The organism is Amycolatopsis sp. A133 (assembly GCF_031082405.1).
Taxonomy (GTDB): Bacteria; Actinomycetota; Actinomycetes; order Mycobacteriales; family Pseudonocardiaceae; genus Amycolatopsis.
Genome location: NZ_JAVHJU010000025.1, coordinates 198,329 through 223,583, shown reverse-complemented (window position 1 = coordinate 223,583; position 25,255 = coordinate 198,329). Strand labels below are relative to the sequence as shown.

21 protein-coding genes are annotated in these 25,255 nt (G+C 71.3%); 7 read left to right on the top strand and 14 right to left on the bottom strand.

What is annotated here, in order from left to right; translation table 11 throughout:
- The first annotated feature begins 24 nt into the window (after positions 1 to 24).
- Positions 25 to 2,262 (top strand): helicase-associated domain-containing protein, encoded by a 2,238-nt coding sequence (locus Q5425_RS19825; protein WP_308673732.1) that lies wholly within the window; start codon positions 25 to 27, stop codon positions 2,260 to 2,262.
- A 55-nt stretch (positions 2,263 to 2,317) separates the two neighbouring features.
- Positions 2,318 to 2,908, top strand: coding sequence for a hypothetical protein (locus Q5425_RS19820; protein ID WP_308673731.1), 591 nt, complete (start codon positions 2,318 to 2,320; stop codon positions 2,906 to 2,908).
- Here Q5425_RS19820 and Q5425_RS19815 read toward each other — a convergent pair.
- From Q5425_RS19815 to Q5425_RS19790, 6 genes are all read right to left on the bottom strand, one after another.
- On the bottom strand, positions 2,905 to 4,317 hold the full coding sequence (locus Q5425_RS19815) for a DUF742 domain-containing protein (RefSeq protein ID WP_308673730.1): 1,413 nt from the start codon (positions 4,315 to 4,317) through the stop codon (positions 2,905 to 2,907). The genes Q5425_RS19820 and Q5425_RS19815 overlap by 4 nt on opposite strands.
- A gap of 6 nt (positions 4,318 to 4,323) precedes the next feature.
- On the bottom strand, positions 4,324 to 4,740 hold the full coding sequence (locus tag Q5425_RS19810; protein WP_003085368.1) for a roadblock/LC7 domain-containing protein: 417 nt from the start codon (positions 4,738 to 4,740) through the stop codon (positions 4,324 to 4,326).
- A 390-nt stretch (positions 4,741 to 5,130) separates the two neighbouring features.
- The gene (locus tag Q5425_RS19805; RefSeq protein ID WP_285986767.1) at positions 5,131 to 5,739 is read right to left on the bottom strand and encodes an ATP/GTP-binding protein; all 609 of its coding nucleotides are present in this window, start codon (positions 5,737 to 5,739) and stop codon (positions 5,131 to 5,133) included.
- Entirely contained in the window at positions 5,720 to 6,499 is a 780-nt protein-coding gene (locus Q5425_RS19800) for a DUF742 domain-containing protein (RefSeq protein WP_308673729.1), read from the bottom strand. The genes Q5425_RS19805 and Q5425_RS19800 overlap by 20 nt, the downstream gene beginning before the upstream one ends.
- A 25-nt stretch (positions 6,500 to 6,524) precedes the next feature.
- Positions 6,525 to 6,986: a roadblock/LC7 domain-containing protein gene (locus Q5425_RS19795; protein ID WP_308673960.1), complete on the bottom strand. Its 462-nt coding sequence runs from the start codon at positions 6,984 to 6,986 to the stop codon at positions 6,525 to 6,527.
- Between the two features lie 20 nt (positions 6,987 to 7,006).
- The gene (locus Q5425_RS19790) at positions 7,007 to 10,204 is read right to left on the bottom strand and encodes a nitrate- and nitrite sensing domain-containing protein (RefSeq protein ID WP_308673728.1); all 3,198 of its coding nucleotides are present in this window, start codon (positions 10,202 to 10,204) and stop codon (positions 7,007 to 7,009) included.
- A gap of 726 nt (positions 10,205 to 10,930) precedes the next feature.
- Here Q5425_RS19790 and Q5425_RS19785 point away from each other — a divergent pair.
- The 4 genes from Q5425_RS19785 to Q5425_RS19770 are packed head-to-tail and all read left to right on the top strand — an operon-like array spanning position 10,931 to position 14,433.
- A complete protein-coding gene (locus Q5425_RS19785; RefSeq protein ID WP_308673727.1) occupies positions 10,931 to 11,938 on the top strand; it encodes an ABC transporter substrate-binding protein in 1,008 nt (335 codons plus the stop codon).
- 7 nt (positions 11,939 to 11,945) lie between these two features.
- The gene (locus tag Q5425_RS19780; RefSeq protein WP_308673726.1) at positions 11,946 to 12,716 is read left to right on the top strand and encodes an ABC transporter permease; all 771 of its coding nucleotides are present in this window, start codon (positions 11,946 to 11,948) and stop codon (positions 12,714 to 12,716) included.
- A complete protein-coding gene (locus Q5425_RS19775) occupies positions 12,713 to 13,546 on the top strand; it encodes an ABC transporter permease (RefSeq protein WP_308673725.1) in 834 nt (277 codons plus the stop codon). Before Q5425_RS19780 ends, Q5425_RS19775 begins: the two co-directional genes overlap by 4 nt.
- 20 nt (positions 13,547 to 13,566) lie before the next feature.
- Positions 13,567 to 14,433: an ABC transporter ATP-binding protein gene (locus Q5425_RS19770; protein WP_308673724.1), complete on the top strand. Its 867-nt coding sequence runs from the start codon at positions 13,567 to 13,569 to the stop codon at positions 14,431 to 14,433.
- 65 nt (positions 14,434 to 14,498) lie between these two features.
- On the opposite strand, the gene mdlC is transcribed toward Q5425_RS19770, so the two are convergent.
- The 8 genes from mdlC to Q5425_RS19730 all read right to left on the bottom strand — a co-directional run bounded on the left by mdlC (position 14,499) and on the right by Q5425_RS19730 (position 24,073).
- Positions 14,499 to 16,085 (bottom strand): benzoylformate decarboxylase, encoded by a 1,587-nt coding sequence (gene mdlC / locus Q5425_RS19765; RefSeq protein WP_308673723.1) that lies wholly within the window; start codon positions 16,083 to 16,085, stop codon positions 14,499 to 14,501.
- A 9-nt stretch (positions 16,086 to 16,094) separates the two neighbouring features.
- Complete coding sequence (locus Q5425_RS19760) at positions 16,095 to 16,253, bottom strand: DUF397 domain-containing protein (RefSeq protein WP_308673959.1); 159 nt, start codon at positions 16,251 to 16,253, stop codon at positions 16,095 to 16,097.
- Complete coding sequence (locus Q5425_RS19755) at positions 16,253 to 17,104, bottom strand: helix-turn-helix transcriptional regulator (protein WP_308673722.1); 852 nt, start codon at positions 17,102 to 17,104, stop codon at positions 16,253 to 16,255. The genes Q5425_RS19760 and Q5425_RS19755 overlap by 1 nt, the downstream gene beginning before the upstream one ends.
- Positions 17,105 to 17,184: 80 nt before the next feature.
- The gene (locus tag Q5425_RS19750; protein WP_308673721.1) at positions 17,185 to 18,834 is read right to left on the bottom strand and encodes a S53 family serine peptidase; all 1,650 of its coding nucleotides are present in this window, start codon (positions 18,832 to 18,834) and stop codon (positions 17,185 to 17,187) included.
- 166 nt (positions 18,835 to 19,000) lie between these two features.
- Positions 19,001 to 19,963 (bottom strand): hypothetical protein, encoded by a 963-nt coding sequence (locus Q5425_RS19745; RefSeq protein ID WP_308673720.1) that lies wholly within the window; start codon positions 19,961 to 19,963, stop codon positions 19,001 to 19,003.
- Positions 19,964 to 20,007: 44 nt separating this feature from the next.
- Positions 20,008 to 20,220, bottom strand: coding sequence for a hypothetical protein (locus Q5425_RS19740; RefSeq protein WP_308673719.1), 213 nt, complete (start codon positions 20,218 to 20,220; stop codon positions 20,008 to 20,010).
- A gap of 416 nt (positions 20,221 to 20,636) precedes the next feature.
- The gene (locus Q5425_RS19735) at positions 20,637 to 21,314 is read right to left on the bottom strand and encodes a copper homeostasis protein CutC (RefSeq protein ID WP_308673718.1); all 678 of its coding nucleotides are present in this window, start codon (positions 21,312 to 21,314) and stop codon (positions 20,637 to 20,639) included.
- 11 nt (positions 21,315 to 21,325) lie between these two features.
- Entirely contained in the window at positions 21,326 to 24,073 is a 2,748-nt protein-coding gene (locus tag Q5425_RS19730; RefSeq protein ID WP_308673717.1) for a nitrate- and nitrite sensing domain-containing protein, read from the bottom strand.
- Positions 24,074 to 24,259: 186 nt separating this feature from the next.
- On the opposite strand from Q5425_RS19730, the gene Q5425_RS19725 reads away from it, so the two are divergent.
- Positions 24,260 to 25,225, top strand: coding sequence for an ABC transporter substrate-binding protein (locus tag Q5425_RS19725; RefSeq protein ID WP_308673716.1), 966 nt, complete (start codon positions 24,260 to 24,262; stop codon positions 25,223 to 25,225).
- Positions 25,226 to 25,255 lie beyond the last annotated feature (30 nt).

Sequence of the window (25,255 nt, the reverse complement as noted above, 5' to 3'; positions counted from 1 at the left end):
AACCGCCCGGTACCCTGGTCTTCTATGCCCGCGACCTCTTTGGCGGACTGGCTGCGCACGGAGTCCGACGGCGCACTCGCAGAGCTGCTCCGCACGCGGCGCGACCTGTCGACGCCCCCGCCCTCCGACAGCACGGTGCTGGCCACCCGGGCCGGCACGCCCGGCTCGGTCGCGCGCGCCTGCGAAGACCTGGACACCTTCACCCTGGCCGTGCTCGAAGCGTGCCTGCTGGCCGGTGCGGACCGCGATCCGGTGCCGGTCGAGGACGTAGCGAAGCTGGTCGGCGCCGACGTCGCCGAGCCACTGGCCCGGCTGCGCGCGCGGGCGCTGACCTGGGGCACGGACGACGCCCTGCGCGTGCCGCCCGCGGCCAGGGAAGCCCTCGGGCCGTTCCCGGCCGGGCTGGGCACGTCTTCGCCGTCGCTCGCCGGGGAGGACCTCGAGGCGCGGATCGCCGAGCTGTCCGACGACGAGCGCGGCGTGCTGAACGCCCTCGCCGCCGGCCCGCCGATCGGCCGCACCCGCGACGCCGGGCCGGCCCACTCGCCCGGGAAGGCCGAGACGCCGGTGCAGAAGCTGCTGGCCAGGGGCCTGCTGCTGCGCCGCGACGACCAGACCGTCGAGCTGCCGCGCGAGCTCGGCATCGCGGTGCGCGGCGGGGTGTTCGCGCGCGGGGCGCTCACCGAGCCCGAGCTGCCGGTGCACCCGCACCAGGCGTCCACCTTGGACGAAGCGGCGGCCGGCGAGGCGATGGAGTTCCTGCGCCACACCGAAGCCCTGCTGCGCGCGTGGTCGGCCGCGCCGCCGCCGGTGCTCAAGTCGGGCGGCCTCGGCGTGCGCGAGCTGAAGAAGCTCGCCAAGGACCTGGAGATCGACGACACCCAGGCGATCCTGGTGGCCGAGCTGGCCGTGGGCGCCGGGCTCGTCGCCGACAGCGAGGCGACCGGGCCCGAATGGGTGCCGACGACGCTGACCGACTCGTGGCTCGCGTCGCCGACCGCGCAGCGGTGGATGACGCTCGCCCAGGCGTGGCTGGAGCTGCCGCGGCTGCCGGGGATGGCCGGCGGGCGCGACGCCAAGGACAAGCCGATCGCGCCGCTGTCGGAGGAGCTGCGCCGCCCGCTGGCGCCGGTCGCGCGGCGGCGGATCCTCTCCGCGCTGGCCGATCTGCCCCGCGGCGCCGGGGTGAAGAGCGTCGACGAGCTCGTCGCGGTGCTGGCCTGGCGCGCGCCGAGGCGGGGCGGGCGGCTGCGGGACGAGACCGTCCGCTGGACGATGGCCGAAGCGTCGGCGCTGGGGATCGTCGGGCTCGGCGGCGTCACGACGGCGACGCGGGCACTGCTCGCCGACGACCGCCCGCGCGCGGTCGAGGCGATCCTGGACGCGCTGCCCGCGCCGGTGGACCGCGTGCTGCTGCAGGCCGACCTGACGGTCGTCGCGCCGGGCCCGCTGGAGCCGGAGCTGGCGGCGGAAATCGCCGCCACCGCCGACGTCGAGTCGGCGGGGCACGCGACGGTCTACCGGATCACCGAGGCGTCGGTGCGGCGCGCGCTGGACACCGGGCGCACGGCCGACGAGCTGCACGCGCTGTTCAAGACGAAGTCGGCGACCCCGGTCCCGCAGGGCCTGAGCTACCTGATCGACGACGTCGCCCGCCGGCACGGACGGCTGCGCGGCGGCGTCGCGGCGTCCTTCCTGCGCTGCGACGACGAGGCGCTGCTGGCCGAAGTGCTGGCCCACCCGGTCGCGGCGGAGCACGCACTGCGGCTGATCGCGCCGACGGTCGTGATCAGCCCGGACCCGCTGCACGAGGTCTTGGCGGCGCTGCGCGGGGCCGGGTTCGCCCCGGCGGCGGAGGGCCCGGACGGCCGCGTGGTCGACATCCGGCCCGGCGGCCGCCGCCTGCCGGCGAAGGCCCGCGCGGCGCGCCGCAGCCCGGGCGAGCAGGCGGTGCTGACCGAGGACCAGGCGGCCCGGATCGTCTCCAACCTGCGCGCCGGCGACGCGGCTTCGGCCCGCCGCCGGGGGTCCGCGGTGCGGGCGCCGGTGGGTGGCGGCGCGGACACGTCGGCGACGCTGGAACTGCTGTCCCGCGCGACGCTCGAACGCCGTGAGGTGTGGATCGGGTTCGTGGACTCGAAGGGGACGGCGAGCCAGCGCGTCGTCCGGCCCGTGCGCGTCGGCGGCGGGGTCCTCGAAGGCGAGAACAACGAGCGCTACTCCCTGCACCGCATCACGTCCGCCGCCATCGTCGAGGATTGACGCCGGATTCGGTGAATCCCCGCCGAAGCGCCCGGGCAGGTGGTAAGCCTGGGGCATGAAGTGGGGAACGCGCGTGACCGCGGTGGCAGCAGCGACGGTGTTGGGCGGAGCCGGGTTCGCCGGAGCGGCCGGCGCGGCGGGGCCGCCGGTCTACTCGAAGTACGCCGTGCACGGGACCACGCACATCGCCAAGCCGGACGCCGGCCTCGACCTCGGCCCGGGGCAGTTCGACATGTACACGCTCATCGGCTCCTACACCTTCTACGGGACGATCACCCTGCCGCCGGTGCGGATCACCCGGCCGGTGCCGGGGGTCGGCAAGGTCAGCGGAACGGTCACGTTCGGCCCCGGCCGCGCCGAGGGCTCGGTGTCCGGCGGGTTCTCCGGCTCGGCGACCTGGCCGGTGACGCTCTCCGACGTCCGGGTCAACGGGGCGGCCTACGACGTCGGTGCCGGGTGCGGCACGGCCGAGCCGCTGACGACCGAACTCACGTCGGACGACTTCGCCGCGGGCAAGGGCGGCCGCCTCGAATCGACCTACACGATCGGCGCCTTCGAGAACTGCGGCTCGGCGACACCGCTGATCAACGCCTTCGTGCCGGGCCCCGGCAACACCCTGACCCTCGACCTCGCCGCGGCCGGTTAGAGCGCGCGCAGGCCGGCCAGGACGCGTTCCATGAACTCGCGGGACGACCGGTCGCCGAGGATCAGCTCGGTCTGGTGGATCAGCACGAGCCCGATGTCGGCCATGTCCCCGACCAGCACCTTCACCACGCCCAGCGGCAGCCGCAGGTGCGCGGCGATCTCCGCCACGGACCGGGTGTCCAGGCACAGGTCGCAGATCCGCCGGTGCTCGACCGACCGGACCCCGCGGTAACGGCGCCCGTCGTCGGACGTCGAGACCAGCGCCTCGAGCGCCAGGTTGTGGTCGGACCGGGTGCGCCCGCCGGTGCGGGTATACGGGCGGACCCGCGAGCCCGCCGAAGCGACGGGAGCCGGGCTCGCCACGCGGGCCGGTTCGTTCCAGCCCGGGTCCTCCCACGGTTCCGGGTGGGGGACCCAGCGGGTCTCCGGGTCCGGCGGGGGCGTCCAGTCCGCGGGTGGCGGCGGGGCCCACGAGGGCGGGGGCGCCGCCTGCGGCCGCGACACGGGCGCGGGCGGTCCTTGCGCCGGCCGGCGCGGGGCGGGCGGGCGGGGTGCCGGGGGGTGGTGCGCCGGCGGGTGGTGGGCCGGGGGCCGCGGCGGAGCGGGCTGGCGGGCACCCCGCGGCGGGGTCCACGCCGGCTCCAGCGGCGGGGGCTCCGGCTCGGCGGTCTCCCCGTCCTGCCACTCCGGCTCGACGGGGTCGTAGCCGTCGTCGAACTCCGGCGCGCGCGCGTGCGGGTAGCCCACGGGCTCCGGGCGGGCGTAGCGGTCGTAGCGGTCGTCGGTGAACTCGGGCGCGTGCGTGCCTCGGTGCCCCGGACCGGCGTAGCGATCGTCGGCAAACTCCGGCGCGTGCGTACGCGGGTAACCCGCGGACTCACGAGGGGCGTAGCGATCGTCGGCGAACTCGGGCGCGTGCATGCCCGGGTGCTCCGGGCGGGCGTAGCGATCGTCATCGAACTCAGGCGCGGGCGTACCCGGGTACCCCGCGGACTCACGAGGGGCGTAACCCTCGTCAGCGAACTCCGGCGCGTGCGTACCCCGGCGACCCGGGCCGGTGTAGCGACCGTCCCCGAACTCAGGCGCGTGCGTACCCGCGTAACCCCCGGCCTCACGGCGGGCGTAACCCTCGTCGGCGAACTCCGGCGCGTGCCCCCGCGAGTAATCCGGGGGCTCGGGGCGTTCGTAATCCTCATCCTCGGCCGAGGATGAGGAGCCCCACTCGCGGGTGTCCTCGTCGGTGTAACCCTGCGGGTCCGGCTTCGGCCGCGAGGGCTTGCGCTTGGGCATGATCATCGACAGCGTCGACATGTCGAACTTGCTGGGCGAATCGAAACCCTCGCGCTCGGTGCCGCGGTGCAGTGCGTCCCAGCCGCTGGAGTCCGGATCGTCGAATCCCGAAATCCTCATCTCGCCCTACCCACGCACGCCGCCCTGCAGCTGCGCGCGCAGCTCGGGGGTGATCTGCTGGCCGACCCGCTCGACGAGCAGGGTCATCTCGTAGGCGACCGTGCCGATGTCGCACGTCGGCGCGGCCAGCACCGCCAGCGACGATCCGTCCGAAACGGACATCAAGAACAAGTAGCCGCGCTCCATCTCCACCACGGTCTGGTTGACGCCGCCCGCTTCGAAGCAGCGCGCGGCCCCCGCCGTCAGGCTGATCAGCCCGGACGCGACCGCCGACAGCTGCTCGGCACGTTCCTGGGGCAGCCCTTCCGACGGCGCCAGCAGCAACCCGTCCGCGGACACCAGAACGGCGTGCGCGGCACCGGGTACCCGGCGCACGAAGTCCGTGATGAGCCAGCCGAATGTGCCCTGGCCGGAAGCCGTCACTACTGCTCCTCCTTGCTCGTGCGGCGTCGCCCGCCGCACCCCGGAGCGCCCGGCACGGCCGGTCGGCGACGCCACGGTAAAGCGTATTCGCACTGCCGGTGGTGTCGAGCCCGCCACCGGCAGGCCGGTGCGCACCCTACGTGTGCACCCGGCCGCGATCCGCGGCAACCCGGTCGCCCTCCCCCATCCGGGGGACACCCGACGCCGTCGCCCGCGGCTTGCACCCGCGCGCTGTCCGCGCAGGTCAGTCCGGGTAACGGTGGCCCGGGCGGACCACGTCACCGGGGCGGACCGGCCGGCTGCTCTTCCGGACGGTGACGAGACTCCCCGAAGTGGGTGAAGCACACGGAGTTCACTCCAACGGCCGCATCCGGTTCGGGGCGCCATCCGCTATCCCGCGCGCAACGCCGAATCGTGCGCGATCGCGTGCTGGACGACCGAGATCAGCACCTGCTTGGCGGATTCGCGCTCCCGCGCGTCGCACGCCATGATCGGGACCGACGGCGCGATGGTCAGCGCGTGCCGGACGTCCTCGATCTGGTGGTGCAGAAGCCGGTCGAAGCAGTTGATGGCCACGACGTAGGGCAGCTTCCGGTTCTCGAAGAAGTCGATCGAGGGGAACGCGTCGGCCAGCCGCCGCGTGTCCACCAGCACGACCGCGCCGATGGCGCCGACCGCGAGGTCGTCCCACATGAACCAGAACCGGTGCTGACCGGGGGTGCCGAACACGTACAGCACCAGGTCCGAGTCCAGCGAAATGCGCCCGAAGTCCATCGCCACGGTGGTGGTGGTCTTGTTGGGCGTGGCCGAGGTGTCGTCGTGTCCGACGCTGGCCTCGGTCATCATGGCCTCGGTGGTCAGCGGGTCGATCTCCGAGATCGCCCCGACCATGGTTGTCTTCCCCGAACCGAACCCGCCGGCGACCACGATCTTGGCCGACGAGGTCGGACCCGTCACCTGCGGCGCGTTCGCGTCGGAGTCAAATTCTCCGAAGCCCACTGAGCACCCTTTCCATGAACTCGATACTCGGGCGGTCGCCCACGGTCGCGCTGCTGGAGTGCACCAGCACCAGCCCGAGGCCCGCCACGTCACCAATCAACACCCGAACCACGCCGAGTGGCAGCCGCAGCAGCGCCGCCACTTCGGCCACCGACCTGGTGTCGAGGCACAGGTCGCAGATCGACCGGTGCTCGGGCACCCGGACCCGGTCGAGCATCCGGCCCTGTTCGCTGGTCGAGATCAACGCCTCGATGGCCAGGTCGAGGGTCGCCTTCGTCCGGCCCCGGGTCCGGAAGTACGGCCGGACCAGGCCCGAGGTCTCCATCTCCGTCTGCGGCGGCTCGTCGACGTACTCCTGGTGGGCCTGCCGCGGCAGCGCCGCGGCCAGCTCCCCGGAGTCCGGGCCCGACGAGAAGTCCCGCTCGGTGCTGTACGCGGCGAACTCGTGCGCGTTGTACAGCGGCCCGCTCGAGCCGCCGAACAGCTCCGCACCCGGCCCGCCGAGCAGCCGGTCGCGGTACTCGGTACCGCCCGCGATCGGCCGGAGCGGTTCCTGCCCGGCGTTGCTGTCGGTGAGCCAGTTCGGTGGTTCCCGCACGGGGTCGCTGTCGGAAGCCTGCACCCGCCGCGCACGCCACTCCCGGTCGACGCGGTCCCGGAACGACTGCCAGTCCTCCCGGCCGTCGTCCGATTGGTCGGACCACCCGCCGGAGAAGTCGTCACCGAGCCGCCCATCACCCCTCAAGCGCCCGTCGTCCACGGCTCTCTCCTCGGTTCCCAGGTCCTCAGCGGCGAACTGCCGAACCCTGCAGTTGCGCCCGCATCTCCGGAGTCAGCTGCTGGCCGACCCGCTCCACCAGCAAGGTCATCTCGTAGACGACCAAGCCGATGTCACTCTCCGGCGACCCCAGAACCGCCAGACACGAACCGTCGGAAACCGACATGAGGAAGAGGAAACCGTTGGCCATCTCGACCACGGTCTGCGCCACCGTGCCGCCCTCGAACACCTTGGCCGCACCGCGTGCGAGGCTGGTCAGCCCCGACGCCACCGCGGCCAGCTGGTCCGCCCGGTCCTTCGGCAGGCCCCGGGAGGCCGCCAGGAGCAGGCCGTCGGCCGACACCACGACCGCGTGGGCCGCGCCGGGCACCCGGTGCACAAAATCCGTGATCAGCCAAGCGAAGCTGCCGGCATTGTTCGCCTTGGCATGCGCTTGGCCGCCCGGCTGCGCGGAGCCACCCGGCTGCATTGCACCCGCCCGTGTCACTTTCACTCCTCACTGCTGTCTGTGGTGTTGCCACGCCCGTGAACTCCGCTGCCTTCCAGCCGCTCGTCGCCCGGGAGTTCCTTCAAAGCGTGCCGTCCCGAGGTGTAGCCCCGTTGGAAGCTTGCCATCCGGCTCCGCGCGGCGGACGCCGAGCGGGTGATCGCACCCGTTCCGGGCATGCCGGCTGTCGCGTCCGCGAAGTTGTTCTGCGCCGGCGCCTCGGGTGTCGCGCTCGGGCTGTTGATCGATCCCGGCACCAGGTAGGCGTTCGGGATGCGCTTGGGCAGCCCGGCCGGGGTGATCTCCTCGTTCTTGGACTCCAGCAGCGACTGCGCCGCCTGCCAGCCGTCGTCGGAGGCGCTGTGCCAGCCGTCGTCGGGCGGGAGGAGCGGGTGCCGGGTCGCCGCGGTCGGCTGCAGCTCGTCGCGGGCCGGCTCGGCCCGGTGCGACTCGGCCCGGTGCGACTCGGCCCGGATCGGCTCGGCCCGGATCGGCTCGGCGCGGACCGGCTCGGCCGGGGCCGGCGGCTCGTCGGAACCGGTGAGCGGCGGCAGGTTGGGGTCTTCGCCCCCGTTCTGCGGCGGCACCGGGTCGGCTGCCGAGTCGTCACCCTCACTGAACCAGCGTGACAGCACCGACTGGTAGATGGGCAACCGCCGGGTGGGTACGTCGTCCTCGAGGGCCGACGAACCGACCTCGGCCGCGGGCGGCGGCGCCGGTGGCGGCTCCTCCGGCGGCACGAACTTCGGCTCGCGCTTGGGCAGCACCAGCGGCGCGAACTGCGTGTCGGCGGCCCGCGAGCTGGCGCCGTCGCCGTTCGACGACGGGGTCAGCGGCGCCAGGTCCTCGGCGGTCGGCCAGGCCGGCGTCTCGGGCTTCGGCAGCTCCGGCGACAGGAACGGGCCCGCCGCGCGGCCGCCGCTGACGAGGTCGTCCAGGCTGATCGGCTGGTCGAGCGGCACCAGGCCGCCCTGGTTCGGCACCGGCTCGTGCGACGGCGGGGCCGGCGGTGGTGGCGGTGGCGTCTGGGCGAACGACTGAGTCTGGTCGAAGTCCGAACGCGCGGCCGGGATCGGGATGCTCGGCATCGACATCGACGTCTCGGAGCGGTTCGCCGGCGGCGGGGTCTGCCGCTGCATGCCGGGCCGGAGCTGGGTCAGCAGCTCGGCCGGGACGACGACGCGGGCGATCACGCCACCCTCGATGTCTTCGTTCTCGCGCAGCCGGACCTCGATGCCGTGGCGCTTGGCCAGCCGCGAGACCACGTACAGACCCATCCGCCGGGTCACCGACACGTCCAGGTCCGGCGGGTCGGCGAGGCGGGCGTTGACCTCGGCCAGCCGCTCCTCGCTCATGCCGACACCGTGGTCGGTGACCTGGATGGCCAGCGCCTTGCGGCGGGTCACCACGGCCCGCACGATGACCTTCGTCTCCGGCTCGGAGAAGTAGGTCGCGTTGTCGAGCAGCTCGGCGAGGACGTGCACGAGGTCGTGGATCGCCAGGCCCTGGACCGCGACGTCGGGCACGATGCCGACCTCGATCCGGGCGTACTGCTCGATCTCCGACACCGCGGCGCCGATGACGTCGGCCGCGGGCACCGGCTTGGGCACCGACTTCGCCAGGCCGGCGCCGGAGAGCACCAGCAGGGACTCACCGTTGCGCCGCAGCCGCGTCGCGAGGTGGTCGAGCTCGAACAGGCTGGCCAAGTGGTCCGGGTCCTGCTCGTCGGCTTCCAGCCGGTCGATGACGCCGAGCTGGCGTTCCACCAGCCGCTGCGACCGGCGGGACAGGTTCACGAAGATGCCGTTGACGTTCTCGCGCAGGAGGGCCTGCTCGGCGGCCATCTTGACGGCTTGCTCGTGGACGATGTCGAACGACCGCGCGACCTCGCCGATCTCGTCGCGGGAGGTGACGGGCACCGGCTGGACGGCCCGCTTGGAGGCGCCGACCGGGTCCGGGTCGTCGAGGATCGCCTGCACGGTTTCCGGCAGCCGGGTGTAGGCGATGTCCAGCGCGCTCTTCCGCAGCACCCGCAGCGGGCGCAGCATCAGGCGGGCGACGACGAGCATCAGCGCGACCGCGAGCGCCAGGGCCGCGAGGACCACGGCACCGCCGACCCACGCGGAGTTGACCGCCGCCGTGGCGAGGTCGTCGGCGCGGGTCTTGAGCTGCGCCAGCAGGTTCGACTCGACCGCGTGCAGCTTGTCCGCCGACACGGTGCTGTCCTTGCCGAGCGCCGTGGTGTCGATGCTCGGCGCCTCACCCAGCTGGGCGAAGGCGAACGCCGCGGTCTGGATCCGCCGTCGGTCGTCGACGTCCGGGCCGGAGTAGGTGTCGTTGTAGAGCTGGCGCTGGTCGTCGTCGGCGTTCGCGAGGAAGGCCGCGATCGAGGCGTCCGCGCTGGACGCCGACGCCCGCGTCTGGTCGAGCAGGTCGCCCGGGAAACTGCCGCGGAACGCGGCGATCTGCAGCTCGGCGTCGGAGCGGGTGGTGAACTCCTTCGCCTCGCTGATCGCCTGCGTGCTGGTGCCGAGGCGCAGCACGTCCCGGTCGGTGACCGCGGTGGTGACCTCGCGGCCGAGCTCGATGAGCGAGTCGAGGATGCCCGAGTAGGCGGTCAGCACCGTGATGTCGGGCAAGCCGTTCGCGGTGTTGAACGCCGCCCGCAGCGGGCGCAGGGCGTCGAGGCGCTGCAGACCGCGGGTGTAGCGGTCCTTCGTCGCCTGGTCGTCGTAGCCGAGGCTGCCCGCCGCGTTGCGCAGGTCGGCGACCTCGCGGTCGACCTTGGCGATCTGCGAGTCGAGGCCGGTCTGCAGCAGGGGGTTGCTGGAGGAGATCCGCGCCACGGCCAGCGAGCGCTCGTTCTGCAGCTCGTGCACCACTGTGGTCACCTTGACGGCGAACGCCACCTGGTCGGCGGTGCGCTGGAACTCGGCCGCCTCGCGGGCGTCGTCGATCACGCGCACCGCGCCCAGGGCGAGGGCGGTCAAGGTCGGGATGATTAGGATCGCGGCCAGCTTGGACCGCAGCCGCCAGTCGCGCATGCCGGAGAACAGCCCGGCTTTCCGGCCCGGATCCGCTCCGGGTGACTGCGCAGGGGCCCCTCCAACCCCCGCGGCGTCTTCGTTCGGCACCGCCGCACCACCATCATCGTTCGTGCTCGGGAAACCCTGGTCGGTCCAGCGCCCGCCAGGGCGCATCGTGTTCTCCTCAGCCACTCGTCTGCACGCTCCCGGGGTTCCGGCGCTCCGGTCCTTCGGAAGGAGCCCAGCGCAAGACGCTACCCGTAAGGGTGAAAAGATCGTCTCCAGTGTCGGCACTGGGGGTTCCTGAACCCCGTCCGGTCGGACGGAATCGGTTCAGCTCGAGCATCACGGTCGGGTCCCTGCGCTGGTCTTGCATCGGTCTGTTGGTTCCGCCTAGTCCACCGGCTCGGCGGCTGTGCCCGGCCAGGCAGAGGTCATCGCGGGGAAGCTTCTCTCAGGAAAACCACAGTGGGTCCTGGTACACCGACGGGGAACTGCTTGATCGGCCATCCAGGCACTCTCTCTCACTACATCGGAGGTTGTTACCTCCCCGCAGGTGCAGAGGGTAGCGAACAGCAGGGGAAGATGTAACCCTCCCGACAGGACCCGCTCGATGTTGCACAGCGTTCGCTCAGTCGGCGCACAGCTGCCCATCGCGTTTTCGGGAACTGGTCCCTACGCTGCGTAAACCGCTACGACGAGTGGAGCAGCGGGTCTAGACCAGAGGCCGAAAGAGTGACGTGCGCCACTCGGTCAGGTAGTGATTCCACCCATTGTGAGCAAGCTGTCACGTTCTCTACAGTGGCCCGGGTGACTTTCGAGAATGAGTCACGCACTTCCACCGGAATCGGTGCCCCAACCGTCACTTTCTTCAAGGAGCAGGCCTTGCTTGGAAACGCCATGAGCAGTGGCCGGGTTCGCACTCGCCGCGCCGCGCTCGGGCTCGCCCTCACTGTCGCAGCCGCCACAGCCCTCACCGGCTGCAGCGCGCTCGGCTCGGACGGCTCGAACGCCTCGTCGACCGGGGGCGGCCTGGAGAAGTCGAAGATCAAGGTCTCCATCATGCCGACCACGGACCTCGGGCCCTTCTGGCTGGCCCAGGACGGCGGCTACTTCAAGGCCGAGGGCCTCGAGGTCGAACAGATCGTCGCCAAGAGCGGCCAGGAGTCGATGACGAAGGCGATCTCCGGCGAGGCCGACATCGCCCTCTCGACCTACACGCCGTTCTTCGTGGCCAAGAGCAAGGGTGCCGCGGACGTCCAGCTGGTCGCCGACGGCACGTCGGTGAACGCCAAGAGCAACGCGATCGTCACGGTGCCGAACTCGAACGTGAAGACGGTCAACGACCTGGCCGGCAAGCGGATCGCGATCACGGCCATGAACACCGCGTCCGACATCCTCACCAAGTCCGTCATGAAGGACCACGGCGTCGACTTCAGCCAGGTCAAGTGGACCCTGATCCCGCTGCCGAACATGGCGGCGGCGCTGAAGGACAACCAGGTGGACGCGGCCTACATGCCGGAGCCGATGCTCTCGCAGGCGGCGAAGACCGTCGGCGCGACGCCGGTCATCGACATCAACACCGGCGCCAGCCAGGACTTCCCGCTGACCGGCTACGGCTCGACGACGAAGTGGGTGCAGTCCAACCCGAAGACCCTCGCGGCCTTCCAGCGGGCGATGAAGAAGGCCACCAGCGACGCGATCAACGACCGCTCGAAGGTCGAACCGCTGCTGGTCAAGTACGCGAAGATCGACGAGGACACGGCCAAGCTGCTCACCCTGCCCGGCTACGGCTCCACTCTGGACGCCCGGCGCCTGCAGCGGGTGCCCGACCTGCTGCTGCAGATGGGCGTCATCACCAGCAAGGTCGACGCCGCGCCGATGATCGCCCCGCAGGCGACCAGCTGACGTCAACGTGAAGAAACTGCTTCGAGGCCTGGCCGGTCTGGTCGGCTTCCTCCTGTTCTGGGAGGTCGTCGTCCAGGTCGGCCTGGTCAGTAAGACGTTCACCCCGCCGCCGAGCGTCGTCCTGGTCACCGTCGGGGACCTGCTGGGCGACCCCGAGTTCATCCGGGACATCGTCGCGACCATGCTCGCCTGGCTGATCGCCATCGTCGTCGCGATCGCGATCGGCGTCCCCGCCGGCCTCCTGCTCGGCAGTGTCCCGGCCCTGCGCTCGGCCACCGCCGCGATCGTGGAGTTCCTCCGGCCGATCCCGGTCACCGCGCTGGTTCCGCTGGTGCTGCTGGTGATCGGCTCCGGCCCCGACGCGAAGATCACCCTCGCCGTCTACGCCTCGCTGTGGCCGATCATGTTCAACACGATCTACGGCATGAGCGAGATCGACCCGGTGCTGATGGAGACCGCCCGTGCGTGCGGGACCAGCCGGTTCCGCATCCTGTCTTCGGTCGCGCTGCCGCAGACCGCGCCCTTCGTCTTCACCGGCGTCCGGCTGTCGGCGACCATCGCGCTGATCGCCGTCGTCAGCGTCGAGTTCCTGGCCGGTTCCCAGCTCGGTCTCGGCAGCTTCATCATCGTCGCCAGCACCGGTTCGATCCGGTTCGACCTGGTCCTGGCCGGCACGGTGGTCGCCGGGGCACTGGGCTACCTGATCAACGAGGGGCTCGAGCAGCTCGGCAAGCGGCTGTTCCGGTGGAGCACAGTGGACCGGGAGGCGATCGCGTGACCGCGGCGACCCTTTCGGGCCGGGTGGGCCGGCGCGCCGCGCGCGGTGCCGCCTCGGTCCTGCGCAACTGGCTGCTGTTCGCGATCCTCGTGGTGGGCTGGGAGTTCGCCGCCCGCGCCGGTGGCAGCAAGTTCTTCCCCCCGCCGTCGGAGATCGCGACCACCGCCGCCAAGCTGTGGTTCACCGGGCCCGCGTCGCACCTGTTCCTCACCGACGCGGTGTTCGACAACGTGTTCCCCAGCCTCGGCCGGACGCTCGGCGGCTGGGCGCTGGCCGCGGTCGTCGGCATCGTCCTCGGCGTGCTGCTCGGCCGGTCAGCGACGGCGATGGACTACGTCGGCCCGCTGTTCGCGTTCTTCCGCTCGATCCCGCCGCCCACGCTGATCCCGGTGTTCGCGGTGCTGTTCGGACTGAGCTCGGGCATGCAGATCGGGTCGATCATCTTCGGCGCGGTGTGGCCGGTGCTGCTCAACACCGTCGACGGCGTCCGCTCGGTCGACCAGGTCAAGGTGGAGACGGCGCGCTCGATCCGCACCCCCAAGCGGTACTGGGTCGGCATGGTGGTGCTGCCGGCGGCGGCGCCGAAGATCTTCGCCGGGATGCGGGTGAGCCTGTCGATCTCGCTGCTGCTCATGGTCGTGTCCGAATTGGTCGGCGCCTACAACGGCATCGGCCGGTCGCTGCTGAACGCCCAGCAGGACTTCGAATTCCCGACCATGTGGTCGTGGCTGGTGCTGCTGGGCATCCTCGGCTACGTCTTCAACACGATCTTCCTGGCCGCGGAGCGGCGGGTGCTGGCCTGGCAGCCGGCCCGCCTCGGCCGCGACTGACGCTGCGAAAGGCCTCTCCCATGTCCACCATGCTCGAAGTGTCCGGCCTCAGCCACACCTACGGCACCGGCGCCAAGGCGCACACCGCGGTGAACAACCTTTCGTTCACCGTCGAGACCGGTCAGCTGGCCAGCATCGTCGGCCCGTCGGGCTGCGGGAAGTCGACGCTGCTGCGCTGCATCGCCGGGCTGACCCCGCCGACCGGCGGCACGGTCAGCCTGCACGGCGACCGCGTCTCCGGCGTGCCGGACGACCTGGCCGTCGTGTTCCAGGACTACAGCCGGTCGCTCTTCCCCTGGCTGTCGGTGCAGAAGAACGTCGAGTTCCCGCTGCGGTGGCGGCCGATCTCGAAGTCCGAGCGGCGGGCACGGGCCGCCGAGGCGCTGGAGCACGTCGGTTTGTCCGACGTCGGCGGCAAGTACCCGTGGCAGCTCTCCGGCGGCATGCAGCAGCGGGTGTCGATCGCCCGCGCGCTGGCCAGCCGCCCGGCGCTGCTGCTGATGGACGAGCCGTTCGCCTCGGTCGACGCCCAGACGCGCTTCGAGCTCGAGGACCTGACCCGGCGCGTGCAGCGCGAGCAGGGCAGCACGGTCCTGGTCGTCACCCACGACATCGACGAGAGCGTCTACCTGTCCGACCGGGTGCTGGTGCTGTCGAAGTCGCCGGCGTCGATCGTGGCGGACCTGCCGGTGGGCCTGCCCGCTTCGCGGGACCAGATCACGACCCGCGAGTCGGCGGAGTTCGTGACCCTGCGCGGCGAAGTGGCGCGGCTGCTGCACGGCGGCACCCCGGCGGAGGCCGCCACGGCCGCGTCCGACGCCGCCGAGTGGGAGCTGGCCGAGCGGGCACCGAACATGACGGAGACCAAGACCCACAGCCAGCGTTAGCCCTCTGCCGCGGCTTGTCGTGAGTGGTAAAGCGGGTTAGAACCCGCCTTACCACTCACGAGCCGTCAGTACAGCGACTTGGACGACGCGGCCACCCGCACGTGCACCAGCGTCGGGCGGGGGTCGGCCAGCGCCGCGGTGAGGCCGGGCGCCAGCTCCGACGGCTCGGTGATCGTCACGCCGTGGCAGCCCATGCTCTCCGCCAGCGCCGCGAAGCCGATGCCGCCCAGCTCGGTGCCCGGCAGCTTCGCGCCGCCGATCGCGTCGCCGAGGATGCGGACCGCCGCGTACTCGGAGTTGTCGAGGATCACGAACGTCACCGGCAGTTCTTCGCGTGCCGCCGTCCAGAGGGCCTGGATGCCGTACATGCTCGAGCCGTCGCCGATCACGCCGACGACCTTGCGGTCCGGCCGGGCGAGCGCCGCGCCGACCACGCCGGGGACGCCGTAGCCGAGCGTGCCGCTGGCCATCGTCAGGAATCCCGTGTCGGTGGCCGTGATCGGCAGGTGGTCGTGCAGGACCCCGCGGTGGCTGGGTGCCTCCTCGACGACGAGGGCGTTGTCCGGCAACAGATCCGCGAGCGTCGAGTAGACGAGTTCGCCGGTCAGCGCGTCGCCGGCCGGCTTCGCGGGACGCTGCCGCGGCGCCGGCGCGGGCCGGCTGCTCCGCTCGGCGACGTTCAGCAGGGCGCGGATGCCCAGCTTCGGCGTGGCCCGGATGCCGGTGCCTTCGAAGGCGCGCGCGAGGACCTGCTCGTCGTCGCTGACGATGAACAGCGGCGGCAGCGCAGCTTCCCCGCGCCCGCGGTCGACGTGGTAGGTGAAGGCGGGCGCGCCGAGCACGACGACGAGGTCGTGCCGCGCGAGCGCGTCGGCGACGGCGCCGCGTTCGGGGTCGAGGAACCCTTGGAACAGCGGGTGGTCCTCGGGGAAGGAGCACCGGTAGGACATCGGCGCGACCCACACGGCGGCGTTGAGCCGTTCGGCGAGCGCGACGGCTTCGACGACGGCCCCGTCCTGGTCCACGGCTCCCCCGACGACGAGCGCCGGCCGTTCGGCCGCTTCGAGCGCGGCGTTGAGCTCGTCGACGGCCTCGGGATCCGGCGCATAGCCCCGGATCCGGGGCCGGGAGACGATGGGCCGTTCGGTGGTGACGGACCAGTCGTCGGCCGGCACGGACACAAAAACCGGACCGGACGGCGCCTGCGTGGCGACGTGGTAGGCCCGGGCCAGCGCGGCCGGGACGTCTTCGGCGGAGGCGGGCTCGATCGACCACTTCACGTACGGCTTCGGGAATTCGGGCGCTTCCACGGCCCCGAGGAAGGGCTCGTGCGGGATGAGCGACCGGATCTGCTGCCCGGCGACGACGATCATCGGCGTCCGGTTGCGGTAGGCCGTGAAGAGACTGCCGAGCCCGTGCCCGACCCCGCCGGCGGAGTGCAGGTTGACGAGCACGGCTTGGCGGGTGGCCTGGGCGTAGGCGTCGGCCATCGCCACCACGGCGGATTCCTGCAGCCCCAAGACGTAGTCGAAGTCGTCGGGCCAGTCGGTGAGGAACGGCACCTCGGTGGTGCCGGGGTTGCCGAACACCGTGGTGAGGCCGAGTTCGCGGAGGAGTTCGCGGGTGGCGTCCAGCACCGTGCGCTTGATCATGCGGACAGGTTAACGCTTAGCCATGCGAAGGAAAGCCCCCCAAGCGGCCGAATCGACGGTGAGCGTGCCCCCGGTCCGGTCCTTGGTGTCGCGGATCTGTGACACCGGCCCGAGCTGCACCTCGACACAGTTCTCTTCGCTTCCGCTGTAGCTCGATTTACGCCACATCACGCCTCCAAGTCGGCGATCACCTCCCGGATGAGCGCGCAGGATGCCTGCTCACTCAGGGCCAGTGCCGCCATCGCCCGCTGGGCCGCGCGGTAGTCGGCCACCTGCTGCTCATCGTAGAGGTAAGCACTGCCCCGGTACTGCTCCAGAAAGACGATAGGGGGCAGGTCGGCGTAGTCGAAGATGACGAAGGAACCGTTGAGACCGGGGTGGAACTCCTCGCTCTCCGGCAGCACCCGCAGGCTGATGTTCCGCCGCTCGGCCAACTCGGCGAGGTACCTCAGCTGCGGAAGCATGATCTCGCGGCCGCCGAGCCGCTGCCGGATGACGGGCTCGGCGAGGAACACGGTGTAGGGAGACGGGTCGCGGCCGGTCAGCACCTCCTGCCGCAGCAAGCGAACCTTCAACCTCAGGCGCAACTCCTCCTCCGCCCGCCGCCGACCACCGGTACCGAGGATCGCCCAAGCGTAGTCCGGGGTCTGCAGCAGCCCGGGGATCACCAGCGGCTCCCAGGCGAAGATCGCCGAGGCCGTGCGCTCGTACTCGATGAAGGCCGAAAGCCTCGGCGAGATCCCGGGAATGCTGTGCTCGAGCCAGTTGGGTTCGCGGGCGTTGCTCGCCAGCTCCAGCAACCGCTTCCGCTCCACCGGATCCACCCGCATCGCTCCGAGCAGCAGCGCGACCTGCTCGGTCTTGGGCACGCGAGTGCCGCTCTCCCAATGCGAGAGGCTCTGCGCCGCTACCTTCGCCATCCGCGCGAGTTCGCGCATGCCGAGGTTCCGCGCCTCCCTCGCCGTCCGGAGGCCGAAGCCCAGCGCGCGAGACCTTGGCGTCGCTATCAGTGTTGCCATGCACACATTGTGTCATCGGCCACCGACAGAAACGGGAAACCGGGGCTGTCGCAAACGCGCGACAGCCCCGGTTCGCACACTCAGCCGATCAAGCCCGACAGCCCGGTGCCCTTGAAGGACCCCCAGCCCGTCACCTGGTCGTATCCCGTCCCCGCGCTGAAACCCGTTGTGCCGTGGAGGGTGTTGTTGCCCGTCGTCACGTCGTGGAAGCCCGTGCCGTACGAGGACCCGTTGCCGATCGAGTAGAACTTCGGGTTCAGGTTGCCCAGACCGCCGCCGTGCACCTGGTTCTGCAGCGTCGCGAACGCCGCCCACAGCGGGGCCGCGCCCGACGTGCCGCCGACCGTGCCCCAGCTGCCCGCCGTGTAGATGTAGTAGCCCGACGTCGGGGACGCGTCCGCCGAAACGTCCGGCACCTTGCGGTACGTCGTGCTCTGGGAGGACTGCCACGACGGCGCCGTGAACACCGTCGAGATCCCGCCGCCGGTCGAACCGCCGCTGCTGCCGTCGTTCCACGTCGCTTCGCTGCTGTAGCCGTTCGTCGACGTGACGCTCAGCTTCGTGCCGCCGACGCCCGTCACGTTCGGGCTCGACGCCGGGAAGTCGACGCCCCTCGCCGTCGAACCGGTCTGGCGGTAGCAGTCGGTCGTGCCGTCGTCGCCCGCCGCCGCGAAGTACGAAATGCCCTCCGCGGTGCCGGTCGCGATCGCGCTGCTCACGCTCTTCGCCGCGCTCGACCCTTCGGCGGCTTCGCAAGCGCCCCAGGAGATCGAAACGACGTCGACCGTCGCGTCGGACGCGATCTTCTGGTACATCGCCAGTTCGCCCGCGCTCGAGTTCGGCGCTTCGTAGACGTAGTCGTTGGCCGCCGCGGCCAGCGCGTGCACGACCTCGATGTCGAGCTCGACCTCGATCTGACCGTCGCCCGGTGACGAGTCGTAGTTCGCGCCGCTTACGCCGACCGTCGTCACCGAACCCGCGGAAAGGCCGTAGGTGCTGTCGTACTTGGTGATGTTGGACTTCTGGTAGCCGTCGAACTCGACAAAACCGACGTTCACGCCGCGGCCGGTCGCCGACAGGCCACTGGTGCCGTAGGCGGTCTTGAGCACCGGCGGGGTGACGGACTTGACGACGTTGGGCTGGGCGAGCGGCTTCGACGCGTGCGTGCGCACCGCGTGGTTGTCGAGGCCGACGACGCCGCCCACGACGTCCGAGACGCTCGCGGGCACGGCCGGCACGGCGTCGTTGGCGAAGAAGTCCCGTCCGGAAACCCGGTCGTGGTAGGTGCCGATCGGAGTGCGGAACGCCGCTTCCAGCTGCGCCGCCGAGCCGGTGAACGTGACGGACTGGCGGTTCCCGGAAACCTCGATCCCGGTCGCCCCCGCTTTCCCGAGAAATGAGACGGCCTTGTCGACGTCGGCCTGGGTCGGACCGAACCTGGCATTGAACTGCGCCGGGGTCAGAAACCGGTGGTATTGCGGCGAAGCGGGGTTTTGCACGTCGGCGAGGAACTTTTCCAGCGCCTGCTGGTTGTGCAGTTTCAGCGAGAGCGCGGCGGTGATCGGCCGGTCGGCCGCGACGTCGCCGGTGCGGGCGCTGTTGACCAACGGCGCGGCGTTGCCGGCCAGCGTGACCAGGGGTTCCGGCGCCGCGGCGGCCGGAACGGCCACGGCGAGGCCGAGCAACGCCGGCAGCGGCACAGCGGCCGCGACGAGCTTGCGCAAGCGCATGGGGAATTTCCTCTCGGCGGTGGGGACCGGGCCTGCGCGAAATGCTCGCCGCAGGTTGCCGAGAAGCATAAGAAGCCGCGATCACGTCGAGGAACCTACTTTTGGCTGAGGTTCGACGGATCCCATTTTCATTTTCCGCGCGGTTTACCTTTGGCTGATCATTCGATTATCGTCCGGATTGTCCGAGATCGTCGATGCGGTCGACGATCTCCTGCGCGTCCGCATTGCCGGAGAACCGGCGGGCGGCCGCCGACAGCGAGTGCAGCCGCTGCCGCACCCGCGGCGACCGCAGCGCCCAGGCCAGCTCGACCGCCTCCTCGCCGACCGTGGTGGCGACGTCGAGATCGCCGTTCAGCGCGTGCACGGTGGCCAACCAGATCAAGGTCAGCGAACGGCTGCGCGTCATGCCCAGCGGATAGCCTCCGATCGCCTCGACGAGGGCCGGAATGCCGCCCCGGCCGTGGCGGATGTCGACCATCTGCGCCAATTCACCGTGCACCGTTCCGACCATCGCCGCCATGTCGGTAGCCCCGAAGAACGCCGCCCACGGCGCCCGTTCGCTCCCCTCGGCCTCCGCGAATTCCTGCCGGGCGCGACGCAGGTAGGTCAGCGCGCCGGTGACGTCGGCCTTCTTGGCGTGCGCCCACGCCTGGTTGGCCGACAGGATCGCCTGCGCAAGCTTGGAGTGCGCCGCCAACGCCGCCTCCCGGCCCCGGGCGAACTCCACCAGCGCCGCGTCGACCGCGCCGTAGTGCAGGTGCAACCGCCCGACGCGGTACCGGATGTTGGCCTGGAGGTCGTCATTGCCCGCCTCGATGGCCAGCTCGAGCGCTCGCGCGAACCCCTCCAGCGCGGCGACCGGGCGGTCCTGGTCGAAGTTCGTCCAGCCGGCCAGGTTGTACAAGTCGGCGACAGCGGTGTACAGCCTCGCCAGAACGACCGTCTTCGCCACGCCGTCCAGCAAGGCCACGGCGGCCGGCAGCCTCGCCTCGACGGCCACCCGGCACGAGCCGCCGCCGTAGCGGTAGTCCAGGGCCCTGAGCTCCGCAATGCCGTCTTCGAGCTGCCGCACGTCGGCGAGGCCCACGCGCGTGCCCTGCCGTTCGTCCCGTCCGTCACTGCCGGTCATGGCAGCCCTCCGTCCGTAGAGAGCTGCCGATCGGGCAGCTCTGCTCATTCCCCGCCGGGCCAGGCCGGAGCCCGCTCCTTCGAGGAAGTGGCACCGGGCAGCACCCCGGTGGCGGTCAGCACCACGCCCGTGGCGGTTTCCGCGATCTTGACGGCGGCCAGCAGACCGGTGAGGACCAGGGAGCCACCGAGCCCCAGTTTCGCGAAATCGTCTTCGGAAGTTTCGGTTTCGCGTTGACGCGGTATCGCGCCGGTCACGATTCGGCCCTCCTGCTTGCCGCGGACGCACCCGGGCGAGATCCGCGAGGAATCAGCCGGCTCCAGGCGGCGGAAATCCACCTGATGGTCGACAACCTGAGTTCCTGCTGTCCACGCAACGAGTTCTCGAACTGAATACGCGCGCACACGGCGCCGCCTCCCGCACTGCAGATCGATTCCTTGAAGATCGCCCGTATCGCGAAATGCGGAACAACCGTAGCCAGTGGATCGCCCGGAAATCAGCCACCAACCAGGTCAAACCTGGGACTGCCTGTGCAGCCGCACGCGCACCTCAGGCCGTGGTCCTGCACGGGCCTATGCAATTTCATCGCGCGAGATCGCGATTGCGGGCGGCGCGCGAAACATCGGCGGAAATCGTTCTATTCCGCCGATCCTCCGCACGACCCGGGAGTCGATCAGGATTTGACGAGGTCGACCCAGGTGCGCACGGTTGCGGCGTCCACCGGAGCCAGCCAGCCGCCGGGCCGCACGGCACTCCCGACGTGGAACCCGCGCACCCCGCCCGCGCGCAGGAGGTGGACCTGCTGGGCGCGCAGGCCGCCACCCACGAGCAGATCCGGCCCGCTCTCGCGCTGCGCGAGCCGCTGCAGCACCGAAAGGCCGCTGGCCACGCCGTTCGGGTGGCCGGCGGCGAGCACGGTGTCGCACCCGAGCGAAGCCAGCTGGTCGTAGGCGCGCACCGGATCGCGAGTGCGGTCGATGGCGCGGTGGAACGTCCAGGGCAGCCCGTCGACCTCCTTGATCAGCGCCTCGCAGGCGTCCAGGTCGATCTCGCTGTCGACGGTCAGGAAGCCGAAGACGAACTCCCGCGCGCCCGCGTCGATCAGCCGGGCGGTGTCCGCGCGCAGCCCTTCGAGGTCGCCGATGGCGAAAGAACCGTTGTCCCGCAGCATGACCCGCACGGGGAGGTCGGTGGCCGAAAGAACGTCACGCAGCGTTTCGAGCGAGGGCGTCAGGCCGTCCTGCGCCATGTCCGCAACCAGTTCGAGGCGGTCCGCTCCGCCTGCCTGCGCGCCTTCGGCATCCGCCGCGTCCAGCGCGATCACTTCCAGCAGGGGCGTCTTCGAGCTCATGCCTCATCCGTTCACTGGTTCCGGGTGTCGTCTCCCCTCGCGTGCCGCCCTCGCCGGAAGCCGCCTTGAAGGCTCGTCATCCGCTCGCGTACCGCTTCCGGGGAAAGAGAGAGTATCGGCCGCTGTTCCGGCACCGCTCCCGGGCTGGCCGCCGAATCCACCGGCTGCAGGAACGGCCAGGTGTCCTCCGCGCCGTCCTCCTGTTCCAGCTCGGCGGGGGTGGGCCAGGCGTACGCAGGCTCGATCGCCGCCGGCGGCGCCACGGGTGTCAGCCGCGGCTCGGTGTCTTCGTCGTCCGGCTTCGCCTCGGGCAAGCCCGCACTTTCACGTGAAAGTGCGGGCCCAGGAGCGGCACTTTCACGTGAAAGTGCGCTCTCGGCGCGGGCGGGTGGCGGGGCGGTGAGCGCGTGCCGCGGCTGCGGAGCGGCCGGGCGCGGCTCCTCTTCGGCGACCGGCCGGGGTTCCGCCGGCCGCCGGGACACGTCGGGGGCGGCGGAGGCGTCGAACCAGCGGGAGAGGACGTCGCGGTAGGCGGGCATCCGCTCGGTCGGGGCGTCGAGGTCCAGGTGGGCGTCGTCGTCCGCGGTCGGCCACTCCGGCGCGTGGTCGCGGGCCACCACCGGGGCCCGGCGCGGCGGACCCGCCTCGATCGACGGCGGCGACAGCTCCTCCGGCTCCGGTTCGGGTTCGGGCTCCGGCGGCGTGAGCGGGGCGAGCGGCGCCAGCAGTTCCGGCTCGGGTGCCGCGGACGGCTCGGCGGGCGGGGGCGGCGCCGGCATCGGCGGCAGCTCGACGATGAGGGCCGCGGGCACCAGCACGGTCGCGACGAGCCCGGAATCCGCGCCCGCGCTCAGGCTGACGTCGATGTGGTGCCGCTTCGCCAGCGTCGCGACGACGAACAGGCCCATCCGGCGCGACACCTCGACGTCGACGTCCGGGGGGTGCGCCAGCCGGACGTTGGTGCGGTCGATCTCCGCCTGCGGCATGCCGGCGCCGTGGTCGATGATCTCGATCTGCCAGTCGCCGTCGTGGGTTTCGGCGCTCGCCACCGTGACCACCTCGTCGCCGGAGTAGCGCGTCGCGTTCTCCAGCAGTTCCGAGACGACGTGCACGAGGTCGTTGACGGCTTCGCCGCGGACCGCGACCTGCGGGGCCGGACCGAGCTCGATCCGCTGGTAGTGCTCGACCTCGGAGAGGGCGGCGCCGATGATTTCGTCGGCCGACACGGGGCCGGCGTCCTCCCGCGCCGAGTCCTGGCCGGAGAGCACCAGCAGGTTTTCGCTGTTGCGCCGCATCCGCGTCGCGAGGTGGTCGAGCTCGAACAGCCCCGCGAGGGTGTCCGGGTCCTGCTCGTCGGCCTCCATCCGGTCGAGCACCGTCAGCTGCCGTTCGACGAGGTCCTGGCTGCGCTGCGAGAGGTTGACGAACATCGCGTTGACGTTCTCCCGCAGCATCGCCTGTTCGCCGGCGAGCCGGACGGCCTCGCCGTGCACCGCGTCGAACGCCCGCGCCACCTGGCCGAGCTCTTCGCGGGTGAACACCGGCACGGGCGCGACGGCGAGCCGTTTCCGCAGGTTCTCCGGGGCGGGCTCGGGATCGGTGAGCAGGTTCTGCACCGCCGCGGGCAGCCGGTGCTCGGCCACCTCCAGGGCCGTCCGGCGCAGGATCCGCAAGGGGCGCAACAGGGATCGCGCGATGACCACCGACAGCACGCCGGCAACGAGCAGGACGCCGAGCACCACGCCGCCGTCCCAGAGCGCCGCCGTGCGCGCCTGCGCCGCCAGCGCGTCCGTGCGTTCCTGCAACTGGACCAGCAGCGCCTGCTGCACCTGGTGGGCGAGGTTCACGGTGTGGGTCGCCGAGGCGTCCCACTGGTTCGGGTCGAGGCCCGAGAGGTTCTGGCCGTTTTCGGTGCGGGTGAGCGCGGATTCGACCATGTCGTTGCCGATGTCGACGACCAGGCCGATCACCGTGTCGTCGAACATCCGCTGCTGGTCGGGGGTGGCGAAGGTGCGGTAGTCGCTGCGCGCGGCGGCCAGTTCGGCTTCCGCGCCGAGCAGGGCGCGCGTGCGGTCGCGGTTGAGCGTGCCGGACGCGAGCGCCTCGGCCATCACCGCCCGCTTGACCGACATCTGGTCCTTGATCCGGGCGAGCGCGTTGCCCGCCAGCCGCATCCGCGCGAGCTCCGGATCGGCGACGTCGGCGGCGGCGGAGTCGCTGATGTCGAGCAGGCCGGAGATCAGCTCGCTGTAGGAGCGCAGCACGGCGTCAGCGGGGAACGCCGAGTGCTCCGCCGAAAACCGCAGGCCACTGAGCACGCGCAGCCGGTCGTCGGTCTGCTGCAGGCTGTCCTCGGCCTTGGCGTCCAGCCTCGGCTTGCTGTCGGCGAGAGTCCGCTCGAACGTGCCGATGGCCTGGTCGACGCGGTTGCGCTGGGCGGTGAGGTCGGCGGTGTCACCCTGCCGGTTCTGGGCGACGAACCGGACACTGAGGTCGCGCTCGCGCTGCAGCTCGTGCAACGCTTCGGCGACGGTGCTGTCGACCCGGCCGCGCGTGGCGAATTCGGCCAGCTGCTGGGCATCACGCAGGTCGGAGCTGATCCGCAGGCCGACGAGCGCGATGACGGCCAGCGCCGGGATCAGGAGGACAGCGAAGAGCTTCGTGCCGAGACGCCAGTTCCGCAGCCGCCAGCGGCCGCCCGCCGGACGCGGATCCGCCGCGTCACCGCCCTTGCGGGGACGCTTGTCGCGACGGGTCACCTGGTTTCCTTTTCCGCCGCGGGCGGGAACCCGCGGATCGAACGACACTCGAACCTACTGAACGGTAGCCCGCCCCATGAAGATCCGAAAGCCGCGCCGGCACGATACGGCCCTGCCCGCGATCGTATGGGGCGCGGACCATACGATCCAGCACGAGAACCAGATTCTCGCGGTAGGTGAAGGTTCATGATCAGACGCGGACGGATGATTCCGCTGGTAGCGGCGCTCCTGGCGACCGCGGGATGCAACGTGTTCTCTTCCGGCATCCCCGCGGCCCCGCCACCGCTGGAGCGGACCACCCTGCGCGTCGGTGTGGGCAACGCCATCGACACGGCCCCGCTGCGGATCGCCGTCGCGGCCGGGAAGTTCGGTTCCGCGGGCCTGAACGTGCAGCTCGTCGAGCTCGGCGCGGACGACGGGCTCGCGAAGCTGACTGCGGGTGACCTCGACGTCACCTTCGCCTCCGACATCGCGATGTTCCGCGCCGCGGCCGGCGGGACGGCGTTGCAGCTGCAGGGCGAGGCGTACACCTCCGGCCCCAACACGATGGCCCTGGTCACCCTGCCCGACTCGGACTACACCGTGCCGACGGCGAAGCGGTCGCCCGAGATCGCGGTGAACATGCTCGACGACGTCGGCGCGCTCGTCGCGCGTTCGGTGCTGGTCACCGCGGGCGTCGACGGGACCAAGATCAAGTTCCAGTCGGTGCCGTTCGACCGGATGCCGCAGGCCTTGCAGGCGGGCGACGCCGACGCCGCGCTCATGATCGAGCCGTACATCACCCGCGCCGAAAAGGACCTCGGCGCGCACATCCTGGCCGACGGCGCCCGCGGCTCGACCCTCGGCTTCCCGCTGTCCGGCTACGCGGCGGCCAAGCCGTTCGCGCAGGCCAACCCCCGGACGCTCGCGGCGTTCCGCACCGCACTGGGCGCGGCCCAGCAGAGCGCGACGGACCCGGCGATCGTGCGCGAGGCGCTGCCGAAGTTCTCCGACATCGACGCGACCACGGCCGCGCTGATCTCCCTCGGCTCGTACCCGGCGTCGCTCAACGGCATCCGGCTGCAGCGCGTCGCCGACCTGATGCACAACTCGGGACAGCTGGCGAACCGCCTCGACGTCCAGAGCCTGCTGCCCGACCGGACCGGTTATTAGCTGGCCATAAATCTACACCTGGTCTACTTT

Excerpts from the sequence above, each read along its gene's own strand:
- Q5425_RS19735 (WP_308673718.1), bottom strand. The coding sequence starts at position 21,314 with ATGAGCTCGAAGACGCCCCTGCTGGAAGTGATCGCGCTGGACGCGGCG.
- Q5425_RS19815 (WP_308673730.1), bottom strand. The coding sequence starts at position 4,317 with ATGAGGATTTCGGGATTCGACGATCCGGACTCCAGCGGCTGGGACGCA.
- Q5425_RS19790 (WP_308673728.1), bottom strand. The coding sequence starts at position 10,204 with ATGCGCCCTGGCGGGCGCTGGACCGACCAGGGTTTCCCGAGCACGAAC.
- Q5425_RS19725 (WP_308673716.1), top strand. The coding sequence starts at position 24,260 with ATGATCAGACGCGGACGGATGATTCCGCTGGTAGCGGCGCTCCTGGCG.
- Q5425_RS19760 (WP_308673959.1), bottom strand. The coding sequence starts at position 16,253 with ATGTGGCGTAAATCGAGCTACAGCGGAAGCGAAGAGAACTGTGTCGAG.
- Q5425_RS19785 (WP_308673727.1), top strand. The coding sequence starts at position 10,931 with ATGAGCAGTGGCCGGGTTCGCACTCGCCGCGCCGCGCTCGGGCTCGCC.
- Q5425_RS19825 (WP_308673732.1), top strand. The coding sequence starts at position 25 with ATGCCCGCGACCTCTTTGGCGGACTGGCTGCGCACGGAGTCCGACGGC.
- mdlC (WP_308673723.1), bottom strand. The coding sequence starts at position 16,085 with ATGATCAAGCGCACGGTGCTGGACGCCACCCGCGAACTCCTCCGCGAA.
- Q5425_RS19745 (WP_308673720.1), bottom strand. The coding sequence starts at position 19,963 with ATGACCGGCAGTGACGGACGGGACGAACGGCAGGGCACGCGCGTGGGC.
- Q5425_RS19770 (WP_308673724.1), top strand. The coding sequence starts at position 13,567 with ATGTCCACCATGCTCGAAGTGTCCGGCCTCAGCCACACCTACGGCACC.
- Q5425_RS19755 (WP_308673722.1), bottom strand. The coding sequence starts at position 17,104 with ATGGCAACACTGATAGCGACGCCAAGGTCTCGCGCGCTGGGCTTCGGC.
- Q5425_RS19795 (WP_308673960.1), bottom strand. The coding sequence starts at position 6,986 with ATGCAGCCGGGTGGCTCCGCGCAGCCGGGCGGCCAAGCGCATGCCAAG.
- Q5425_RS19750 (WP_308673721.1), bottom strand. The coding sequence starts at position 18,834 with ATGCGCTTGCGCAAGCTCGTCGCGGCCGCTGTGCCGCTGCCGGCGTTG.
- Q5425_RS19820 (WP_308673731.1), top strand. The coding sequence starts at position 2,318 with ATGAAGTGGGGAACGCGCGTGACCGCGGTGGCAGCAGCGACGGTGTTG.